Origin of the sequence: Mesorhizobium sp. M0040 (genome assembly GCF_040323505.1) — a bacterium.
In the GTDB taxonomy this organism is placed as follows: domain Bacteria; phylum Pseudomonadota; class Alphaproteobacteria; order Rhizobiales; family Rhizobiaceae; genus Mesorhizobium.
Genome location: NZ_JAMYVA010000011.1, coordinates 18,079 through 33,449, shown reverse-complemented (window position 1 = coordinate 33,449; position 15,371 = coordinate 18,079). Strand labels below are relative to the sequence as shown.

The following is a 15,371-nucleotide window of genomic DNA, read 5'->3' as shown; positions in this document are numbered from 1 at the left end:
GCGGGGCGGCGCCCCGATGGTTCAAGCCTGCTACGCCCTCCTCCTCTTGAGCGTCGCAGCCGATCTCCTCCCTACTCTCTGTGCTTCATGCGCATCGCCTCACCGCGCACGGTCCAGTTGGCCGGATCGAGTGTACGTCCCTCAGCCACGATCCTTGCGTCAGCGAGGAAATGCACTGTGCCGTATTCCGGATCCTCGACGATCAACTCGCCGTCGGTACCTGGCCGCACCGACAGGTCCCCAAAAACGGCAGTCCAGGCGTCGAGGGCCGGCAGATTGGCATTCCGATCACCGAGGCGAACGATCCATGTCGTCCTGCGTCCCGCCGCCCGCAGCTCGTTGCCGGCGGTCGGGCCGGCCACTACCTGCATGAGCGGCACATCCGTCTTCAGCATGACGAAGGCGTCGCCCGATTGCGCGAACGCCCGATCGCCACCCACTTGCACGGCATCGAAGGCACGTGCGGGAAACCAGGCGTGCGTGAAGTCGGGCTGTTCATCCGAGCAGGAGAAGCTGACGACGGCGAGGTCGCGGTATTGGTGAAGCCGGGGCAACGTGCCTGAGCCACCCCAATATGATGGTCTGCCATATCCCGACTGCAGCACTTCGCCGGGGTGGTTGATCCAGATCTGCGCATCCGGATTCTTGCCCAGCCGGGCGTGAATGACGGTCTCCTGATAACCCCATTGGGTCCAGCGGTAGCCAGCGGCGCTCCCCATCGCATGGTCGCGCGCCTTGTAGTGGTAGAGCCGCGCGAAGCGATCTTGTCCCTGCGCAAAAGTCCATTCCCACGCCGTATCGTCGGTGAGGGAAGCAATTGCTGCCAACCCGTCCGGAACGCTCAAATCGTGATCCCGCAGGCACAATGCCAGCTGCGGCAGCGCGTGAAAGCGCATGCCGTAGTTGCCCTTGCCCCAAAGCATGCGGCAGATGCCGGATAATTCCAGGGAACGCGCGGCGCGCAGCGTGTGCTCATAGGAGCGGCCCTGCGCCCCGGTGAGGATGCCGCGATGCGCCGAGCGGGCGACGATTTCAAGCAGGCGTATGATTGCCTTGCCGGCACGTTCGGCGATGTCCTTGTCCGGGGCCAGCGCGTAGAGCGCGCACAGGCCCTTGAGGTCGATCGGGAAATAAGGCGCCGAGTTGAACTCGGCCATCTCCCATGCCTCGAAATGGTCGAGCCAGGCGCGTACACGCGCGGCTCCAACCGCGGACTGTTCGCGGCCAAGGCGGCCCGACCGCACGAACCGCACATCAGGCAACAGGCCCCCGGCAATATAGGCGGCGGTGTGGAAGAGCAGCGCGTGGTTCTCGGAGAAGTACCACTGCACATCATTGCCGGGCTCGTCCATCCAGTAGCGATAGCCGAGGATGGCGTTGTCGACGCGCGCGCGCAGGCTCGCTTCCAGCCGATCGCCATAGGCCTTGCGGCACCACAGCAGCGGCACCAGGATGAAGTCGGCGCAATCGTGACAATCCTCGATCGCCGGCAGCGTGCCGGAGATCATGGCGTCGGTCTCGGCGCCCTGCCGCCCGATCGCCAGGCGCGCCAGCGCGCGCACCGTATCGGTCTCGGCGTGACCGGCGACCTCGCGCAGGGCTTCATCTATACGCGCGGTAAGCGTTTCCGGCGCATCGCCCTGACGGCGCGCGTGGCATATCTCGACGCCGAAGACACGCGATACGGCATGGTCTGCGACGGTCAGCGCCACCTTGAAATGGCGAAAGTCGGCCGGCAGCTGCTCGGTATCGGCGATCGGCAGCCGCGTCTGGCCCGCCGGCAGATCGAAGGCGAAGCGCACCGGCGTCTCGATCGACATGAAATCGCCTTCGATCTCGATCTCGACTTGCGCGTCGCGCGGCAGGGCCACGCCGGTGACGAGCGCCACCTCGCCGCCGTCATAGGCGGGACGGTCGAAATGCATGTCGTCAAGGGCTGCTTCCATCGCATCGGCAACGCCGCTCTCGACTTCGATCGGCAGTGCCACCGAAGCAGCCGGACCGGATAGATAATCGAGCTGGAAATAGTAGCGGGCGTCGCGCTCTGCGAGATCGTCGAACCACACGCGAATGTCGTTACGGCCGGCCCGCAGCGCGATCTTGAAGTGCTCTGCACTTTCCAGATTGCGGCCGTAGGGCGCCATCCAGCCGGCTTCCTCGCCATTGGCAAAGAGTGTGGCGCCGCCGCATGTGCGCAGCCGCACCAGCGCCTCGCCAGTCGAGGCCGCCTCGATGGTGGTCTCGGCCCAGGTTCCAAGCACCGTCGGCCGGAACCAGAAGCCCGATAGGTCGATGCGCGGCGAGGCGAAGGGCAGCCAGATGCGCTCGGCGCCGAATTCGGCGCTGACCTGTGGTCGCTTGCCGCGTCGTTCCGCTGCGAACTGCGTGCGGCACGGATATTCATGGGGAATGAAATTCTTGTGCTTGGTCAGGAAGAAGAAGGGATCCATCTCGCCTTGCATGGGCTGGTCGGCCACGTCGTAGCGTTGCTCGGCGATAGACCCGAGCCGCCAATAGACGATTGGCTGCCCCGCCATGAGCGGCCGGCGCAGCGTAAAGTCCGTCCGAACGCTTTGCGCGGCCTCGCTCATCGCAAATCCTTCACGGCAACTGGATCGACATCGGTGTAGGCCTGGTTCTCGCCGGTCATGCCCCAGACGAAGGCATAGGGGCCGGTCCCGGCACCCATATGGATAGACCAGGCAGGCGACAGGACGACGCCGCCGTCAGCGACCATCAAGTGGCGCGTCTTGTCTGGCCGACCCATCAGATGGATTACACGGTCGGCCTCGGCGAGGTCGAAATAGCAATAAGCTTCCATGCGCCGCTCATGCAGATGCGGCGGCATGGTGTTCCACACGCTGCCCGGCGCGAGGTCGGTGATCCCCATCAGCAAGAGGCAGGACGGGGCCACTTCGGGATGGATGTACATGCGCAGCGTGCGCCTGTTCGCGCGGGCCTCCTCGCCGAGCACAAGCGGCTTGGCTTCGCTGCTGACGATGAGACGGTGCGCAACATCGGCGCCGGCCGGCACCGAGTTCATGTAGAAGCGTGCCGGCCTCTCCGGATCGTCGCTCTCCAGCGTCACCTCACGCGCTCCGCGTCCGACATAGACGATGTCCCGGTTAGCCACGTGAAAGCGCCGGCCGTCCACCGCGACCGCGCCATTGCCGCCGAGATTGGCGATGCCCATCTCGCGCGCGTCAAAGAAGAGCGGGGTGCCGACTTCGGCGCCGTTGCCGAATGCCAGCGGGTTGGCCAGCGGCACCGCGCCACCGACGATCATGCGGTCGACATGGGTGTAGACGAATTCGATCGCGCCAGGCCGGAACAAGCCGTCGACGAGGAACTCGGCCCTCAGCCGGTCCGTGTCCATGCCGGCAATATCGCCCGGCGACGCGCCATAGAGCGTCCGCATCATGCCGCCTCCACCTTCGACTGCAGATGCCGCGCCCCTTCGGTCAGGCACAGAATGGCCAGCGCCTGCCCGTAGCCCGTCGGATGGATGGGTATATCGCGATAGAACTGCAGGTCGGCGCCCATGCGTGTGCCATAGGACACGTTCGCCACCACACCTTTGTCATCGATGTTGGCCACCACGGCTTCCAAGGCGCGGAGCCCGGCGGCACGGCACTCTGTCGAGCCGATTCCGAGCCGCGCGGCCTTCATCAACCCGTAGCCGAAGCCGGCCGTGGCGGAAATCTCCTCGTAAGACGTCGGGTCGTCGAGCAGAGTGTGCCATGCGCCCGAACCTGCCTGCACCTCGAGCAGGGCGTTGATCTGCGTGTCCAGCACGCCGAGCAGATAGGCCCGGACCGAAGGTGCAATTTCGGCGAACTCCACCAGTTCCAGGATGCCGACGGTAATCCAGGCATTGCCTCTCGCCCAACGGGCGCGGGCGAAATTGTGCCGTCCCGCGAACGTCCAGCCGTGAAACCACAGCCCTGATGCCGGGTCAGCGAGATAACGGGCGTGGACCAGGAATTGCCTTTCTGCTTCCTCGACGAAGCGACGCTGGCCGGCAGCCTGGCCGTAGGATGCGAGGAACAGCGCCACCATGAACAGCGTGTCGTCCCACAATTCGTCGTCGTTGACCCGGTCCGAAACATCATGCTGGAAACCGCCTTCGGGCGTCCGCGGCAAGGCGGTGGCCACGCGCTCGGCCCATTCGCGCAGCACCGGCTCGAAGCGCGGCTGGCGCCGGCGCCGCCACAATTCGCTTAGCGCCAAAAGGGGCGCGGCGGTGTTGACGTTCATCGCAGGGAGACCGGCAGCGATGCGTCGGTCGTACCAGGCCTCGATCGTCTGCAGCAGCCGATCGTCGCCGGTCTGCGCCCACAGCCGAACCAGCCCGTAGAGCCCGACGCCTTGCGGCCATTCCCAGCTGTCGAAGCTGACATAGTCGCCCGGCGTGCCGTCGAGATTCGGCTCATGGAACCGCCCGTCATGACGCAAGCCGGTCATGCCGGCCACAAGGCTGGCAAGCACGGAATTCAGGCGTTCGGCCGATAGCGGCATCACTCCTCCCGTTTCTCCCGCTTCATCAGAACTGTTTCACAGCCATTTTTCTTGCGCAATCTGAAAATTTTTTGCATTAATCGGATGACTTTGCCGGAGATGACGGAGCGGATGAATATCCAGGGCAAGCGCGGCCGCCCCAGCCGCCGCATTCGACTTGAGGAGATCGCGGCGCGTTGCGGCGTGTCGGTCAGCACCGCCTCCCGTGCGCTGAGCGGTGTCGGCGGCGTGAGGGACGAGCTTCGCACCAGGATCATCGAAACGGCGAAGTCGATGAACTATGCCATTCCCGCCTCGGTTGCCGGCCGCAAGGTCATCCTGGCCGCAAGCAGCGTGGCAATGGTGGACAGTGCCCGCAATCAGTTCACCTACCATGTCCTTGATGGACTCAACGAGCGCGCCCGGTTGCTGGGCGTCGAACTCGTGACCCGGCCGGTTTCGGCGCCCGAGGACGAAATCGCGCTGCTGCGTGAATCCGAGCGCGACGACAGCGTCGCCGGCTGCCTGTTTCTGACGCTGGACGATGACGATGTGCTGACGCTGACAGCCGGATTCGCCAAGCCGATCGTGCTCGTCAACGGCGACGATCCCTCGATGCGCCATTCGAGCGTGACGCCCTGCAATCGCTCTGCCGCCATGCTTGCGGCGCAGCATCTGATCGGCCTCGGCCACCGCCGCATCCTGTTCCTGATGCGGCGTGGCCGGCGCACGATCGAGCGGCGCTATGAAGGTTGGCGCGACGCGCTGATCACGGCCGGCATTGCCGGCTTCGACGACTTCGTGGTCGAGGTGCAGGACTGGCTGCCGGAACTTGCGAGCAGGGCCGTGACCGAGCGCATCGCGGCCCGTGGCCTCGATTTCACCGCCGTGCTGACGGCCGGCGACAGCTTGGCGTTTGGTGCCATCGCCGGCGTCCAGGAGGCCGGATATTCGGTGCCTGGCGATGTGTCCGTGGTCGGTATGGACGACTTGCCGCTCGCTGCCTTCTGCAACCCGCCGCTGACGGCGATGCACATTCCCATGCGCGAGATCGGATCGGCGGCGCTTAGCCTGCTGCTCGACGATATGGCCCATTCGGGGTCGCCGCCGCGTCGCGTCGAACTTGCCTGCAATCTCGTGGTGCGCCAGTCGACGGCACCAGCCCGAAGCGGCGCCGGCGGTCATCAACTGGCCTCTTGAGCGCGCGACTTGCCGCCAGCAAAGAGCAGCGGCAAACCCTCTTGCGTCTGCAGTTCAAGGACACGTCCAAGCAGGATCATATGGTCGCCAGCCGGGAAGCGGTCGGCGACGCTGCATTCGAACCGCGCCAGTGCGCGCGGCAGCAATGGCACGCCGTGCTCGCTCCACGACAGGTCAAGATCGGCAAAGTCCGTCCCCGACTTCGAAAAACGCCAGCACAGATCGATTTGATCTTCCGCCAGCACGTGAATGGCGTAGTGCGCGGAATTGGCGAAGGCTTCGAACCGGCGCGAGTGGCGGCCGATAGACCAGAGCACCAGCGGCGGATCGAGCGACACTGATGAGAAGCTGTTGGCAGTGATTGCGACCGGGCCGTCGGCCGTGCCGGTGGTGACGACCGTGACGCCGGTGGCGAAGCGCCCGAAGGCATTGCGCAAAAGGCGTGGATCGCACACGACATGCTCCATCAGCGGCGCTCCCCCGTTCCCAATGGTGTCGCCGGGGTCCGTTCCGGCACACGGCCATAGGCGTGCGGGAGCGAGCATGTCTTGAGCTGGGGCAACACCTTGGTGCCGAAATGACGCGCCTCGTCGAGATGCGGGTAGCCGGAAAAGATGAAGGCGCGGATCCCCATCTTCATATACGTCTCGATTTCCGACAGAACCTGATCGGCCGAGCCCACGAGCGCCGCGCCGCAACCAGAGCGCGCGCGCCCGACGCCCGTCCACAGATGCGGCTCGACATAGCCTTCGGCATCGGCGATCTGGCGGTTCCTAGCCTGGTGCGATACGCCGAGCGATCGGGCGTCGAGCGCGCGCTCGCGGATCGCCCTGCCCTGCTCGTCGTCCAGCTTCGAAACCAGCTCCCGGGCATATTCCTTTGCCTCGGCCTCGGTATCGCGCACGATCATGTGGACGCGCAGGCCGTAGTCGAGCGTCCGCCCATGGCGCTCGGCGCGTTCGTGGACGGCCTTCATGCGGCCGGCAAGTTCCTCCCTGGTTTCCGGCCACATCAGGTAGACATCGCACTGTTCGGCGCAAAGCTCGAGCGCGTCGGGCGAATAACCGCCGAAATAGAGCAGCGGGCCGCCATTTTGCTGATAGGGCTTCGCTGGCGCCGTCGAGAGTCCTTTATAGCGATAGACCTCGCCCTCGAAATCGATGCTGTCCCTGGTCCAGGCCTGGCGCAGGATCTGCACAACCTCGCGCGAACGCTGATAACGGTAGGCGCTGTCGGCTGTCTCGCCCGGAAAGTCCGACGAAATGATGTTCACCGTCAGCCGGCCTTCCAGCATGTGATCCAGCGTCGCAATCGTGCGCGCCAGCATGATCGGCTGCATCTCGCCGCAGCGCACAGCGGCGAGCAGATTGATCTTCGAGGTGATCGGCGCGCAGCCGGCTGCGAAGCTCAGCGTGTCCTGGCCGACCTGATAGGACGACGGACACAAGATGTTGCGGAAACCTAGTTCCTCGGACGTCTTCACGATCTCGGAGCAATGCGCCCAGCTCGAGCGCAACGCGCCGTCCGGCACACCGAGATAGCGATAGTCGTCCGAGCAGAGTGCGGCGAACCACGAGACTTCGGCTGCATCGAGATCCGGCGAGGTGATTGGGACGATGCTCATTGCCACTCTTCAAAAAAGAAGCTCGGGCCATTCTTCAAAGAGGTCCGGAGCTGCGAATAAGGCTTGCGTAGCATTCGTTTTGGTGTAGATCAATACTGTATCAATTTGAGCCAAACCCGAAACCGGGATGTGATTGGACACCGGATGCATTTGACAAGGGCTGACCCCGGCCACCGATCCAGCCAGATGCGCGGGCCCTTGCCTGTGCACTTGCAGACCAGCGAAATGCTGATCCGCGAAATCGCGGCCGGACGGCTGGCCGACGGGGCGCGGCTGCCGGCCGAGCGCGAGATGGCCGCGAGCCTCGGGATTGCCGTCGGCACGCTCAGGCGGGCGCTGGCAGATTTGACCGAAAAGGGCCTTCTCGACCGCATCCAGGGCTCGGGTAACTATGTGCGGGCGCGCGGCGACTTGCTCGGGGTCTATGCTTTCTTTCGCCTGGAGCGTATCGGCGGCGGCGGCCTGCCGAGCGCCGACGTGCTGTCCGTCGAGCGACTGCGCAAGCCCGCCGACCTGCCGCAATTCGGCAGCGCCGGCGAAGCCCACCGTATACGCCGGCTGCGGCGGCTCGACGGCGAGCCGGCCGCGGTCGAGGAGATCTGGCTGGACGTCAGCCGCGCCGAGCGGCTCAAGCGCGAGGATTTGTCGGAATCCCTCTATCTCCACTACCGGCTCGCTCTCGGCTTTTCGATCGTTCGCGCCGAAGACCATGTTGCCGTCGCACCCGCGCCGGACTGGGCCCCGCTCGAATTCAGGCCACCGCCGGGGACGGTCGTGGGGTTCATAGAACGTATCGCCTGGGCTGGCGACGGCGCCAGCGCGGAATATTCCCGCAGCTGGTTCGATCCGGGCGCGGCGCGGTACGTCACGCGTTTCAGATAGGCCGGAGGAAGACGCAGCGTGACCAGATCATCGATCGGCTACGGCATCATCGGCTGCGGCATGATGGGCCGCGAGCATATCCGCAATGTCGCTCTGTTGCCCGACGCGCATGTGGCCGCGATCGTCGAGCCGGACCCCGGCATGTTGGCGGCGTCGCTGGCGACGGCGTCGGGCGCGCGATCGGCGGCATCGATCGCCGAACTGCTGGCCATGGATGAGGTGGACTGCGTCTTGATTGCCAGCCCCAACCACCAGCACCTCGGTCAGATGGAGCAGATCGCCGCACTTCGACCACTGCCGGTACTGGTGGAAAAGCCGCTCTTCACCGAGGGCGCCGACGAGGGGCGGATCGCGGCGTTGAAAGCTCGGCTTCCGCTCGTCTGGGTGGCCATGGAATATCGCTATATGCCCCCCGTCGCCGTATTCGTCGAGCAGGCGCGCCACGCCACCGGCGGCATCCGCATGCTGACGATCCGCGAGCACCGCTTCCCGTTTCTGGCCAAGGTCGGCGACTGGAACCGCTTCAACCGCAACACCGGCGGCACGTTCGTCGAGAAGTGCTGCCACTTCTTCGACCTGATGCGGCTGATCCTCGGATCGGACCCCGTCCGCGTGATGGCGAGCGCTGGACAGGCCGTAAACCATCTCGACGAACGCTATGGCGGTGAGAGGCCGGATATCCTTGACCATGGCTATGTGCTGGTTGACTTCGCGAGCGGCGCGCGCGCCATGCTGGAACTCTGCATGTTTGCCGAGGGCAGCCGCTACCAGGAGGAACTCTGCGCTGTCGGCGGCGACGGAAAGATCGAGTGTCTGGTGCCCGGACCAGGCCGTTTCTGGTCGACCCACCTTGGCCCTGCGCCAGTGCCCCAGTTGATCGTTAGTCCGCGCAATCCGCCTGGACCACGACTGCTGGAGATTCCCGTCGACCCCCGGCTGCTCGAGGCAGGCGATCATAACGGTTCGACCTATTTCGAGCACGCCCGCTTCACCGCTGCGGTGCGCGGACAAGGCAAGGTGGAAGTGACCTTGCAAGACGGCTGGTGGGCCGTCGTCATGGGTCTTGCCGCCCAGAGATCGGCCCGCGAAGGCCGCGCCATCGAACTCGCCGGTGAATTCGCGTTGCCGACCTAGTCTAGGCCGACGACGCATTACCGGACCACCGAGTCAGATGCGCCGACCGGTTGCTGCGTCGAACAGATGCGCACATGCGCGGTCGATCTCGATCCGCACCCCTTCGCCTTGCTTGAGCGCAAGCCTTTCTCGGAAAAGGCAGGAAATTTCTTCACCGGAGCAGTCGACCCTGGCGAAGATTTCCGAGCCTGTCGCCTCGAGAAGCGTGATCGTGCCCGGCACGCCTTGCCCCGTCGCCCGGATATGTTCCGGGCGAATGCCGTAGACGAGTTCGCGTCCTGCGGCATCCGCCGGCTGGGCGCCTTCCGGCAACGGCAGGATCAACCCGCCGGCGCTGCGGAACACGCCCTCCTCGATGCGGCCGGCAATGAAGTTCATGGCGGGCGAGCCGATGAAACCGGCAACGAAGAGGTTGGCCGGATGGTCGTAGAGGTCCAGCGGCGCGCCGATCTGCTCGACCAGGCCGTCATGCAGCACGACGATCTTGTCGGCCATCGTCATGGCCTCGATCTGGTCGTGCGTGACATAGATCGTCGTAGTACCCAGCCGCTGGTGCAGGGCCTTGATCTCGCCGCGCATCTGGACGCGCAATTTGGCATCGAGGTTGGAGAGCGGCTCGTCGAACAGGAAGACCTCTGGGTCGCGTACGATCGCGCGGCCCATGGCGACGCGCTGGCGCTGGCCGCCCGAAAGCTGGCGCGGATAGCGGTCAAGCAGCTTTTCCAGGCCGAGGATGCCGGCTGCCTTCCGGACCCGGCCAGCGGTGTCGGCCGGATCGGCTCTCTTGATCTTGAGGGCAAAGCCCATATTGTCGGCCACAGTCATATGCGGATAGAGCGCATAATTCTGGAACACCATGGCGATGTTCCTGTCCCGTGCCCGCAGATTGTTGACCATACGCTCGCCGATGGCGATCTTCCCGCCGGAGATCGTCTCAAGGCCTGCGATCATGCGCAGCAGCGTCGATTTTCCGCATCCCGACGGGCCGACCAGGATGACGAACTCGCCGTCGGCGATATCGACGCTGACGTCGTGAATGATCTTGGTGGCCCCGAAGGCCTTCTGCACGTTGTTGATCGTTACCGATGCCATTGGATCTTTCCTGGAAAAGAGTGATGTCAGGGCGCCCCTCAGCCGCCCTTGACGGCGCCGGCGGTCAGCCCCGCGACGATCTGCCTTTGCGCGAACATGGTCAGGATCAGCACCGGCAACGTCACCACCAGCGCCGCCGCGGCGAGCGGCCCCCAGCTCACCTGCTCGTAGGACAGCATGTTGTAGACGGCAACCGGCAGTGTGCGCGTCTCACGGCTGGCGAGCACCACGCCGAAGACGAAATTGTTCCACGAGAAGATCACGGACAGGATGAACGCGACGACGATGCCCGGCTTGGCGATGGGCAGGGAAACCAGCCGGAAAACCTGCCAGGAGCTGGCGCCGTCGATGTTGGCCGCCTCTTCCAGTTCCATCGGCGTGGTCTCGAAATAGCCGATCATCACCCACACCACGATCGGCACCGTCACCACCAGATGGATGATGATCTGCGGCCACAGCGTGCCGAGTATCCCGATCCATTGGAACAGCAGAAACAGCGGGATGAGATAGGATAGTCCAGGCGTCATGCGGGCGATCATGATGACGACCGCCGATCGTTCAGCCTTGAGCCGTGCGATGCCATAGCCGGCCGGTACGCCGATCAGCAGCGCCAGCAAGGTCGCCGTGCCGGTCACCAGAACCGAATTCCAGAGATAGAGCAGGAAATTGTTCTCCTCGAACACCTTTACATAGTTCGACCAAGCGAAGCGTTCGGGGATCAGGATCGGCGGATAGGCACCGTTGTCGATCTCGAATTTCAGCGACAGCGAGATCATCCAGAGGAAGAACAGGATCGCCGGCGAGACGAAAACCAGGGCAGCGAAAAACAGACCGATCTGGTTGAGCAGCCGTGAACTCATCTATTTGCCCTCCGTATCGATCCACTGCGAGCGTTGGCGCAGCATCAGCAGGACAAACGACAGGGCCACGATGACAATGAAGAACACCACGGCCATGGCCGAGCCGTAGCCGATATCGTAGTAGGAGAAGGCGGTGTTGTAGAGATAGATGTTGATGGTCTCCGACGCCGTTCCCGGCCCGCCCTGGGTCATCGCGTAGATGATGTCGAAGCTCTTCAGCGCATCGATGGTGCGGATGATGACCGCGATCATCAGGAACGGCGCGATCATCGGCAGAGTGAGATAGCGGAATTGCTGCCAGGCATTGGCGCCGTCGATCTCGGCGCTTTCGAAGGGCTCGCGCGGCACCGAGGCCAGCCCGCCAAGCACGATCAGCATGACCAGCGGCGTCCACTGCCAGGTCTCGACCGCAACCAGCGACGGGATGACCGTGTTGGCGTTGAATATCCATTCCTGACCCGGGATGCCGACCAGCGACAGCAGGTAGTTGAGCACGCCAAGCTGAGGATGGAACATCATTGTCCAAACCAGTGCGACGGCAACGGGTGTCGCCATCATCGGCATGACGAAGACGCCGCGCAGCAAGCCGCGCAGCGGAAACCTGGCATCGAAGATCAGGGCGGCCAGAGTGCCCAGCAGCATCGGCGCTGCAACCGAGAGGAAGGTGTAGGTCAACGTATGAACAAGGGATTCCCAGAAACGTGGGTCGCTGGCCAGGCGGAGATAGTTTTCCATCCCGGCAAAGCTCCGCGACTGGCCGAGCGTCCAGCGATTGACGCTCATCCACAGGGTGAAAGCCCAGGGGAAAACGATGACGGCGCCGACGACGACGAGTGCGGGGACAACGAAAGGCCAGTAGTTGGGAGCCAGCCGGATCGTCTGGCTCCCGTCGATAACCGGCATCGTCACCCCGGTCTGTTCTGGGGTGGTGGCCGACATCAGCCCTGCTCGCTCCTGTCGAGAACCGGCTGGAACTGTTCGGTGGCCTTCTTCAGCTCCGCGGCGGGATCGGCGCCGGCAATCATGTTGGTCAGCGCCACGCCATAGATGTCGCGGAATTCCGTGACCGGGATGATGACCGGCAGTGCCAGCCGACTGATATTGCCCGAGCCGACCACGGCATCAAGCCAGCTTGCCGGCATGGTGACGCCTTCGCGCACCTTGGGATCCTCCAGCACGGATTTGCGGAACGGAACGCCGGCGCCGGCCTGCAACAGCCGTGCACCCATGGTTGGCGATACCGCCCACTGGCAGAACAGATAGGCAGCCTCCTTCTTCTCGCTGGCGGCGGTAACGCCAATCCCGTCGCCGAAGGTGCCCGAGGCATGCGCCTTGGGACCCTTGGGCATCACGCCGTAACCGACCTTGCCGACTACCCTCGATTTTTCCGGATTTTCCATCGGCGGGGCAAAACCCACGCCGTCGAGCCACATGCCGATCTTGCCCTGCAGGAAGGCCGACTGTGCTTCGGCCCAGTTGAACCCGGTAACGCCCGGAGGGGCGGACTTGGTCATCAATCTTTGATAGAGCGCGGCAGCCTCGATCGCCTCGGGAGCCTCGGTGCGCAGCTTGCCCTTGTCATCTAGCGGCGTCATGTCGTAGCCGAGCATCAGCGACGTCCACACCGGCGTGTTTGCGTTCTTGAGCCCGCGGGCGACGAAGCCGTATGTATTGGTCGAGGGGTCGGTCAGCGCTTCGGCGGCTGCCACCAGTTGTTCGAAGGTCTCTGGGTATTTGAGGCCCTTGGCCTCGAACAGCTCCTTGTTCCAATACAGGATCCAGTAGTCCACCGAGAACGGTAGCGAGCGCAGCACGCCCTGGCCGTCCTTGGCAAACAGCATGCCGGCTTCGGCGAAGTCGCTTTCGACCAGCGCCGGGTCGGTGAGCGACGGATCGGCGAGATAGCCGGCGATGTCGGCCAGCCAGCCACCCTTCTCGAACTGGCGCTTCTGCACGTGGTAGCTCAGATGCACGACGTCGAAGCTCGGCTTGCCCGAGCTCAACTCGATCACCGTCTTCTGGCGCTGCTGCTGCTCGGGCGTTGCCTCGGCATTGACCTTGATGCCGGTCAGTTCCTCGAACTCGGCGAGATATTTCAGGATGGTGTCGCTGCGCGGGCTTTTCACCAGATTGACGTCAAGCGTCGTCCCGGCAAAGCGTTTCCAGTCAACGCCTGCGGCAAAGCCGGGGCGAAGCCCCACAAGGCCGGCAGCGGTTAGCGCCGCGGTTCCGGCAAGGAGTTGCCTCCTGGTTGGGTTGAACAGATTGGACGACATTTCTTCCTCCCGGTTGCTGTCGTTGTGGATGCGCCGCGAACCGCGGCGCGGCTATATTTCCTCAGATCTGGAGCGCCAGCCGGCGCGCATTGTCGATATGCAGACTGATCGCTTCAACCGCTTTTTGCGGATTGCGGCTCTCCATGGCTTCGATGACCGCCAAATGTTCGCGCATCACCGGCACCACACGACCGTCGATGCGGAAACGCTCCTGGTGGATCAGCCGGATTTTCACCGAGTTGACCAGATAGGCCTTGGCGATAATCTCGTTGCCGAGCGCATTGATGAAGGTGTCGTGCATCGCCCAGTCGATGTTCTGGGCCTTGGCTTCCATTTCCGGCGTCGGCGCCTGCCCGAGAGCTTGAGCCAGCATCTCTTCATGTTCGCGCCGCATGCGGGCAAGTTCGGCATCAGAAGCACTGGTCGTGAATAGCGCCACTGCCTCGCGTTCCATGAACAACCGAAACTGAAACGCCTCGCGGATCAGATTGATATCGATATGCGCGATCTGCATGCCGCGCTGCGGGATGGTGGTCAGCAGTCCCTCGGCCTCGAGACGCGGGACGATCTCGCGAATGGCACCCAGCGGCAGCCCGGTGAAAGCGACCAGTTCGCGCTGTGACACGAACTGCCCCGGCCGCAGATCGCGGGCCAGCAAATGCCGCGTGAAGCTGGCATAGGCTTTCTCCCGGAGAGTGATCGGTTCGCTGCCGTCTTCCACTTCAGCTCGCTTCCTTGTCGGTCAGCCCGGCCTTGTCGGTCAGGCCGCCTCTGTCGCAAACAGCCTGTCGTAGGCAGCGGCAAGCTGCCGCTGTCCCTGCGGATCGATCGCCTCCAGGGGCGGGCGGACCGCCAGCCAGTGCTCGTCGCCGGTCTTGCGCGCGACCATGACCTTCACCGCCGGCGTGACCGGGTATTTGAGCAATTCGAGCACGAAGTCTTCGACGCGTGGGTCGTCGCCCCCGTTTTCGACCATTGCCCGGATTTCGCCGGTAACAAAATTAGCCATGCCGGAAATCGCGCCCTGTCCGCCGCGGCGCACGCTTCTCGCCAGATGCCGTTCGTCACCGATGAGGATCACCAGATCGCCGTGCGCCTCAAGCAGCGCCTCACTGTAGCTCCAGTCCCCGCCGGAATCCTTCACCCCGGCCACCACAGCGGGAAAAGCGGCGCGCAGCCGGCCGATCAGCCCAAGCGGGAGCGGCACCATGGTGACTGAGGGGATGTTATAGAGCAGCACGTCGCGCGCCAGCGGACCGAGTGCGGCGAAGACGGCGGAAAACCATCCGAACAGCCCGTCCTCGCCGACATTCTTGAAGTAGCTCGGCGGAGCGAGCAGAATGTTGCGAACGCCGCGCTGCAAAGCGTGCCGGGCCTGATCGGCGGCATCTTCGGCTGCATCGACCAGCACTCCGGCGACGAGCTGATGTGGCGGAATACCGGCCGCCAGCATGGCCTCGGTGACGATCCGTCGCTCGTCGGTGCCGACCGAGGCTCCTTCGCCGGTGGTGCCGAACAGCGTCGCGCTGCTGCAGCCGGCGCCAAGGCAGGCTCGGGCATGCGCGATCATCGGCGCGAGCGCTATCTGCCCCGACGGGTCGAAGGGTGTGGTCAGGGCAACCGAAAGACCAAAGCGGGAAGCCAATGCGATCTCCGTTGAAATCAATGTGGACGTAGCGTTAGCATGCTAACATGTCAGATGTAAACGGGTGATCTTGCCAACTCGGCATCGCCGAACGGCGCTGCCGCGGCAGCCATCGCCGATCATTTTCCGCCGCTCGAACATCACATATGCAGCTGTCCCCG

The 15,371-nt window shown here is 64.0% G+C and carries 14 protein-coding genes; 3 read left to right on the top strand and 11 right to left on the bottom strand.

Annotated elements, in window-relative coordinates:
- Nucleotides 1-71 precede the first annotated feature (71 nt).
- Genes NKJ91_RS12425 through bglB form a run of 3 tightly spaced genes read right to left on the bottom strand, consistent with a single transcriptional unit; the run spans nucleotide 72 to nucleotide 4,518 of the window.
- Nucleotides 72-2,591, bottom strand: coding sequence for a hypothetical protein (locus NKJ91_RS12425; protein ID WP_502903578.1), 2,520 nt, complete (start codon nucleotides 2,589-2,591; stop codon nucleotides 72-74).
- On the bottom strand, nucleotides 2,588-3,421 hold the full coding sequence (kduI, locus tag NKJ91_RS12420) for a 5-dehydro-4-deoxy-D-glucuronate isomerase (RefSeq protein WP_352455783.1): 834 nt from the start codon (nucleotides 3,419-3,421) through the stop codon (nucleotides 2,588-2,590). Before kduI ends, NKJ91_RS12425 begins: the two co-directional genes overlap by 4 nt.
- On the bottom strand, nucleotides 3,418-4,518 hold the full coding sequence (gene bglB / locus NKJ91_RS12415; RefSeq protein ID WP_352455782.1) for a beta-galactosidase BglB: 1,101 nt from the start codon (nucleotides 4,516-4,518) through the stop codon (nucleotides 3,418-3,420). The genes kduI and bglB overlap by 4 nt, the downstream gene beginning before the upstream one ends.
- A gap of 111 nt (nucleotides 4,519-4,629) precedes the next feature.
- Here bglB and NKJ91_RS12410 point away from each other — a divergent pair, with 111 nt between their 5' ends.
- A complete protein-coding gene (locus tag NKJ91_RS12410; RefSeq protein WP_352455781.1) occupies nucleotides 4,630-5,697 on the top strand; it encodes a LacI family DNA-binding transcriptional regulator in 1,068 nt (355 codons plus the stop codon).
- Here the strand turns inward: NKJ91_RS12410 and NKJ91_RS12405 are convergent.
- On the bottom strand, nucleotides 5,682-6,164 hold the full coding sequence (locus NKJ91_RS12405) for a flavin reductase family protein (protein WP_023674185.1): 483 nt from the start codon (nucleotides 6,162-6,164) through the stop codon (nucleotides 5,682-5,684). The two genes, NKJ91_RS12410 and NKJ91_RS12405, sit on opposite strands and share 16 nt — an antisense overlap.
- A complete protein-coding gene (locus NKJ91_RS12400; protein WP_352455780.1) occupies nucleotides 6,164-7,321 on the bottom strand; it encodes an LLM class flavin-dependent oxidoreductase in 1,158 nt (385 codons plus the stop codon). Before NKJ91_RS12400 ends, NKJ91_RS12405 begins: the two co-directional genes overlap by 1 nt.
- A gap of 225 nt (nucleotides 7,322-7,546) precedes the next feature.
- On the opposite strand from NKJ91_RS12400, the gene NKJ91_RS12395 reads away from it, so the two are divergent.
- Entirely contained in the window at nucleotides 7,547-8,203 is a 657-nt protein-coding gene (locus NKJ91_RS12395; RefSeq protein WP_352455779.1) for a GntR family transcriptional regulator, read from the top strand.
- Between the two features lie 60 nt (nucleotides 8,204-8,263).
- Nucleotides 8,264-9,337 (top strand): Gfo/Idh/MocA family protein, encoded by a 1,074-nt coding sequence (locus NKJ91_RS12390; protein ID WP_502903583.1) that lies wholly within the window; start codon nucleotides 8,264-8,266, stop codon nucleotides 9,335-9,337.
- Nucleotides 9,338-9,370: 33 nt separating this feature from the next.
- Here NKJ91_RS12390 and NKJ91_RS12385 read toward each other — a convergent pair whose 3' ends face one another.
- The 6 genes from NKJ91_RS12385 to NKJ91_RS12360 all read right to left on the bottom strand — a co-directional run bounded on the left by NKJ91_RS12385 (nucleotide 9,371) and on the right by NKJ91_RS12360 (nucleotide 15,210).
- The gene (locus NKJ91_RS12385) at nucleotides 9,371-10,429 is read right to left on the bottom strand and encodes an ABC transporter ATP-binding protein (protein ID WP_352455777.1); all 1,059 of its coding nucleotides are present in this window, start codon (nucleotides 10,427-10,429) and stop codon (nucleotides 9,371-9,373) included.
- Between the two features lie 38 nt (nucleotides 10,430-10,467).
- Nucleotides 10,468-11,289, bottom strand: coding sequence for a carbohydrate ABC transporter permease (locus tag NKJ91_RS12380; protein WP_352455776.1), 822 nt, complete (start codon nucleotides 11,287-11,289; stop codon nucleotides 10,468-10,470).
- Nucleotides 11,290-12,192: a carbohydrate ABC transporter permease gene (locus NKJ91_RS12375; RefSeq protein ID WP_352455871.1), complete on the bottom strand. Its 903-nt coding sequence runs from the start codon at nucleotides 12,190-12,192 to the stop codon at nucleotides 11,290-11,292.
- 35 nt (nucleotides 12,193-12,227) lie between these two features.
- The gene (locus NKJ91_RS12370; protein ID WP_023674177.1) at nucleotides 12,228-13,565 is read right to left on the bottom strand and encodes an extracellular solute-binding protein; all 1,338 of its coding nucleotides are present in this window, start codon (nucleotides 13,563-13,565) and stop codon (nucleotides 12,228-12,230) included.
- A gap of 61 nt (nucleotides 13,566-13,626) precedes the next feature.
- Nucleotides 13,627-14,286 carry a GntR family transcriptional regulator gene (locus NKJ91_RS12365; protein ID WP_023674176.1) on the bottom strand — a complete coding sequence of 220 codons (660 nt, stop codon included), beginning with the start codon at nucleotides 14,284-14,286 and terminating at the stop codon, nucleotides 13,627-13,629.
- A gap of 39 nt (nucleotides 14,287-14,325) precedes the next feature.
- Nucleotides 14,326-15,210 (bottom strand): dihydrodipicolinate synthase family protein, encoded by an 885-nt coding sequence (locus NKJ91_RS12360; RefSeq protein WP_352455775.1) that lies wholly within the window; start codon nucleotides 15,208-15,210, stop codon nucleotides 14,326-14,328.
- Nucleotides 15,211-15,371 lie beyond the last annotated feature (161 nt).

Excerpts from the sequence above, each read along its gene's own strand:
- NKJ91_RS12405 (WP_023674185.1), bottom strand. The coding sequence starts at position 6,164 with ATGGAGCATGTCGTGTGCGATCCACGCCTTTTGCGCAATGCCTTCGGG.
- NKJ91_RS12370 (WP_023674177.1), bottom strand. The coding sequence starts at position 13,565 with ATGTCGTCCAATCTGTTCAACCCAACCAGGAGGCAACTCCTTGCCGGA.
- bglB (WP_352455782.1), bottom strand. The coding sequence starts at position 4,518 with ATGCCGCTATCGGCCGAACGCCTGAATTCCGTGCTTGCCAGCCTTGTG.
- NKJ91_RS12425 (WP_502903578.1), bottom strand. The coding sequence starts at position 2,591 with ATGAGCGAGGCCGCGCAAAGCGTTCGGACGGACTTTACGCTGCGCCGG.
- NKJ91_RS12385 (WP_352455777.1), bottom strand. The coding sequence starts at position 10,429 with ATGGCATCGGTAACGATCAACAACGTGCAGAAGGCCTTCGGGGCCACC.
- NKJ91_RS12375 (WP_352455871.1), bottom strand. The coding sequence starts at position 12,192 with ATGCCGGTTATCGACGGGAGCCAGACGATCCGGCTGGCTCCCAACTAC.
- NKJ91_RS12410 (WP_352455781.1), top strand. The coding sequence starts at position 4,630 with ATGAATATCCAGGGCAAGCGCGGCCGCCCCAGCCGCCGCATTCGACTT.
- NKJ91_RS12395 (WP_352455779.1), top strand. The coding sequence starts at position 7,547 with ATGCTGATCCGCGAAATCGCGGCCGGACGGCTGGCCGACGGGGCGCGG.
- NKJ91_RS12380 (WP_352455776.1), bottom strand. The coding sequence starts at position 11,289 with ATGAGTTCACGGCTGCTCAACCAGATCGGTCTGTTTTTCGCTGCCCTG.
- NKJ91_RS12390 (WP_502903583.1), top strand. The coding sequence starts at position 8,264 with ATGATGGGCCGCGAGCATATCCGCAATGTCGCTCTGTTGCCCGACGCG.
- kduI (WP_352455783.1), bottom strand. The coding sequence starts at position 3,421 with ATGATGCGGACGCTCTATGGCGCGTCGCCGGGCGATATTGCCGGCATG.
- NKJ91_RS12400 (WP_352455780.1), bottom strand. The coding sequence starts at position 7,321 with ATGAGCATCGTCCCAATCACCTCGCCGGATCTCGATGCAGCCGAAGTC.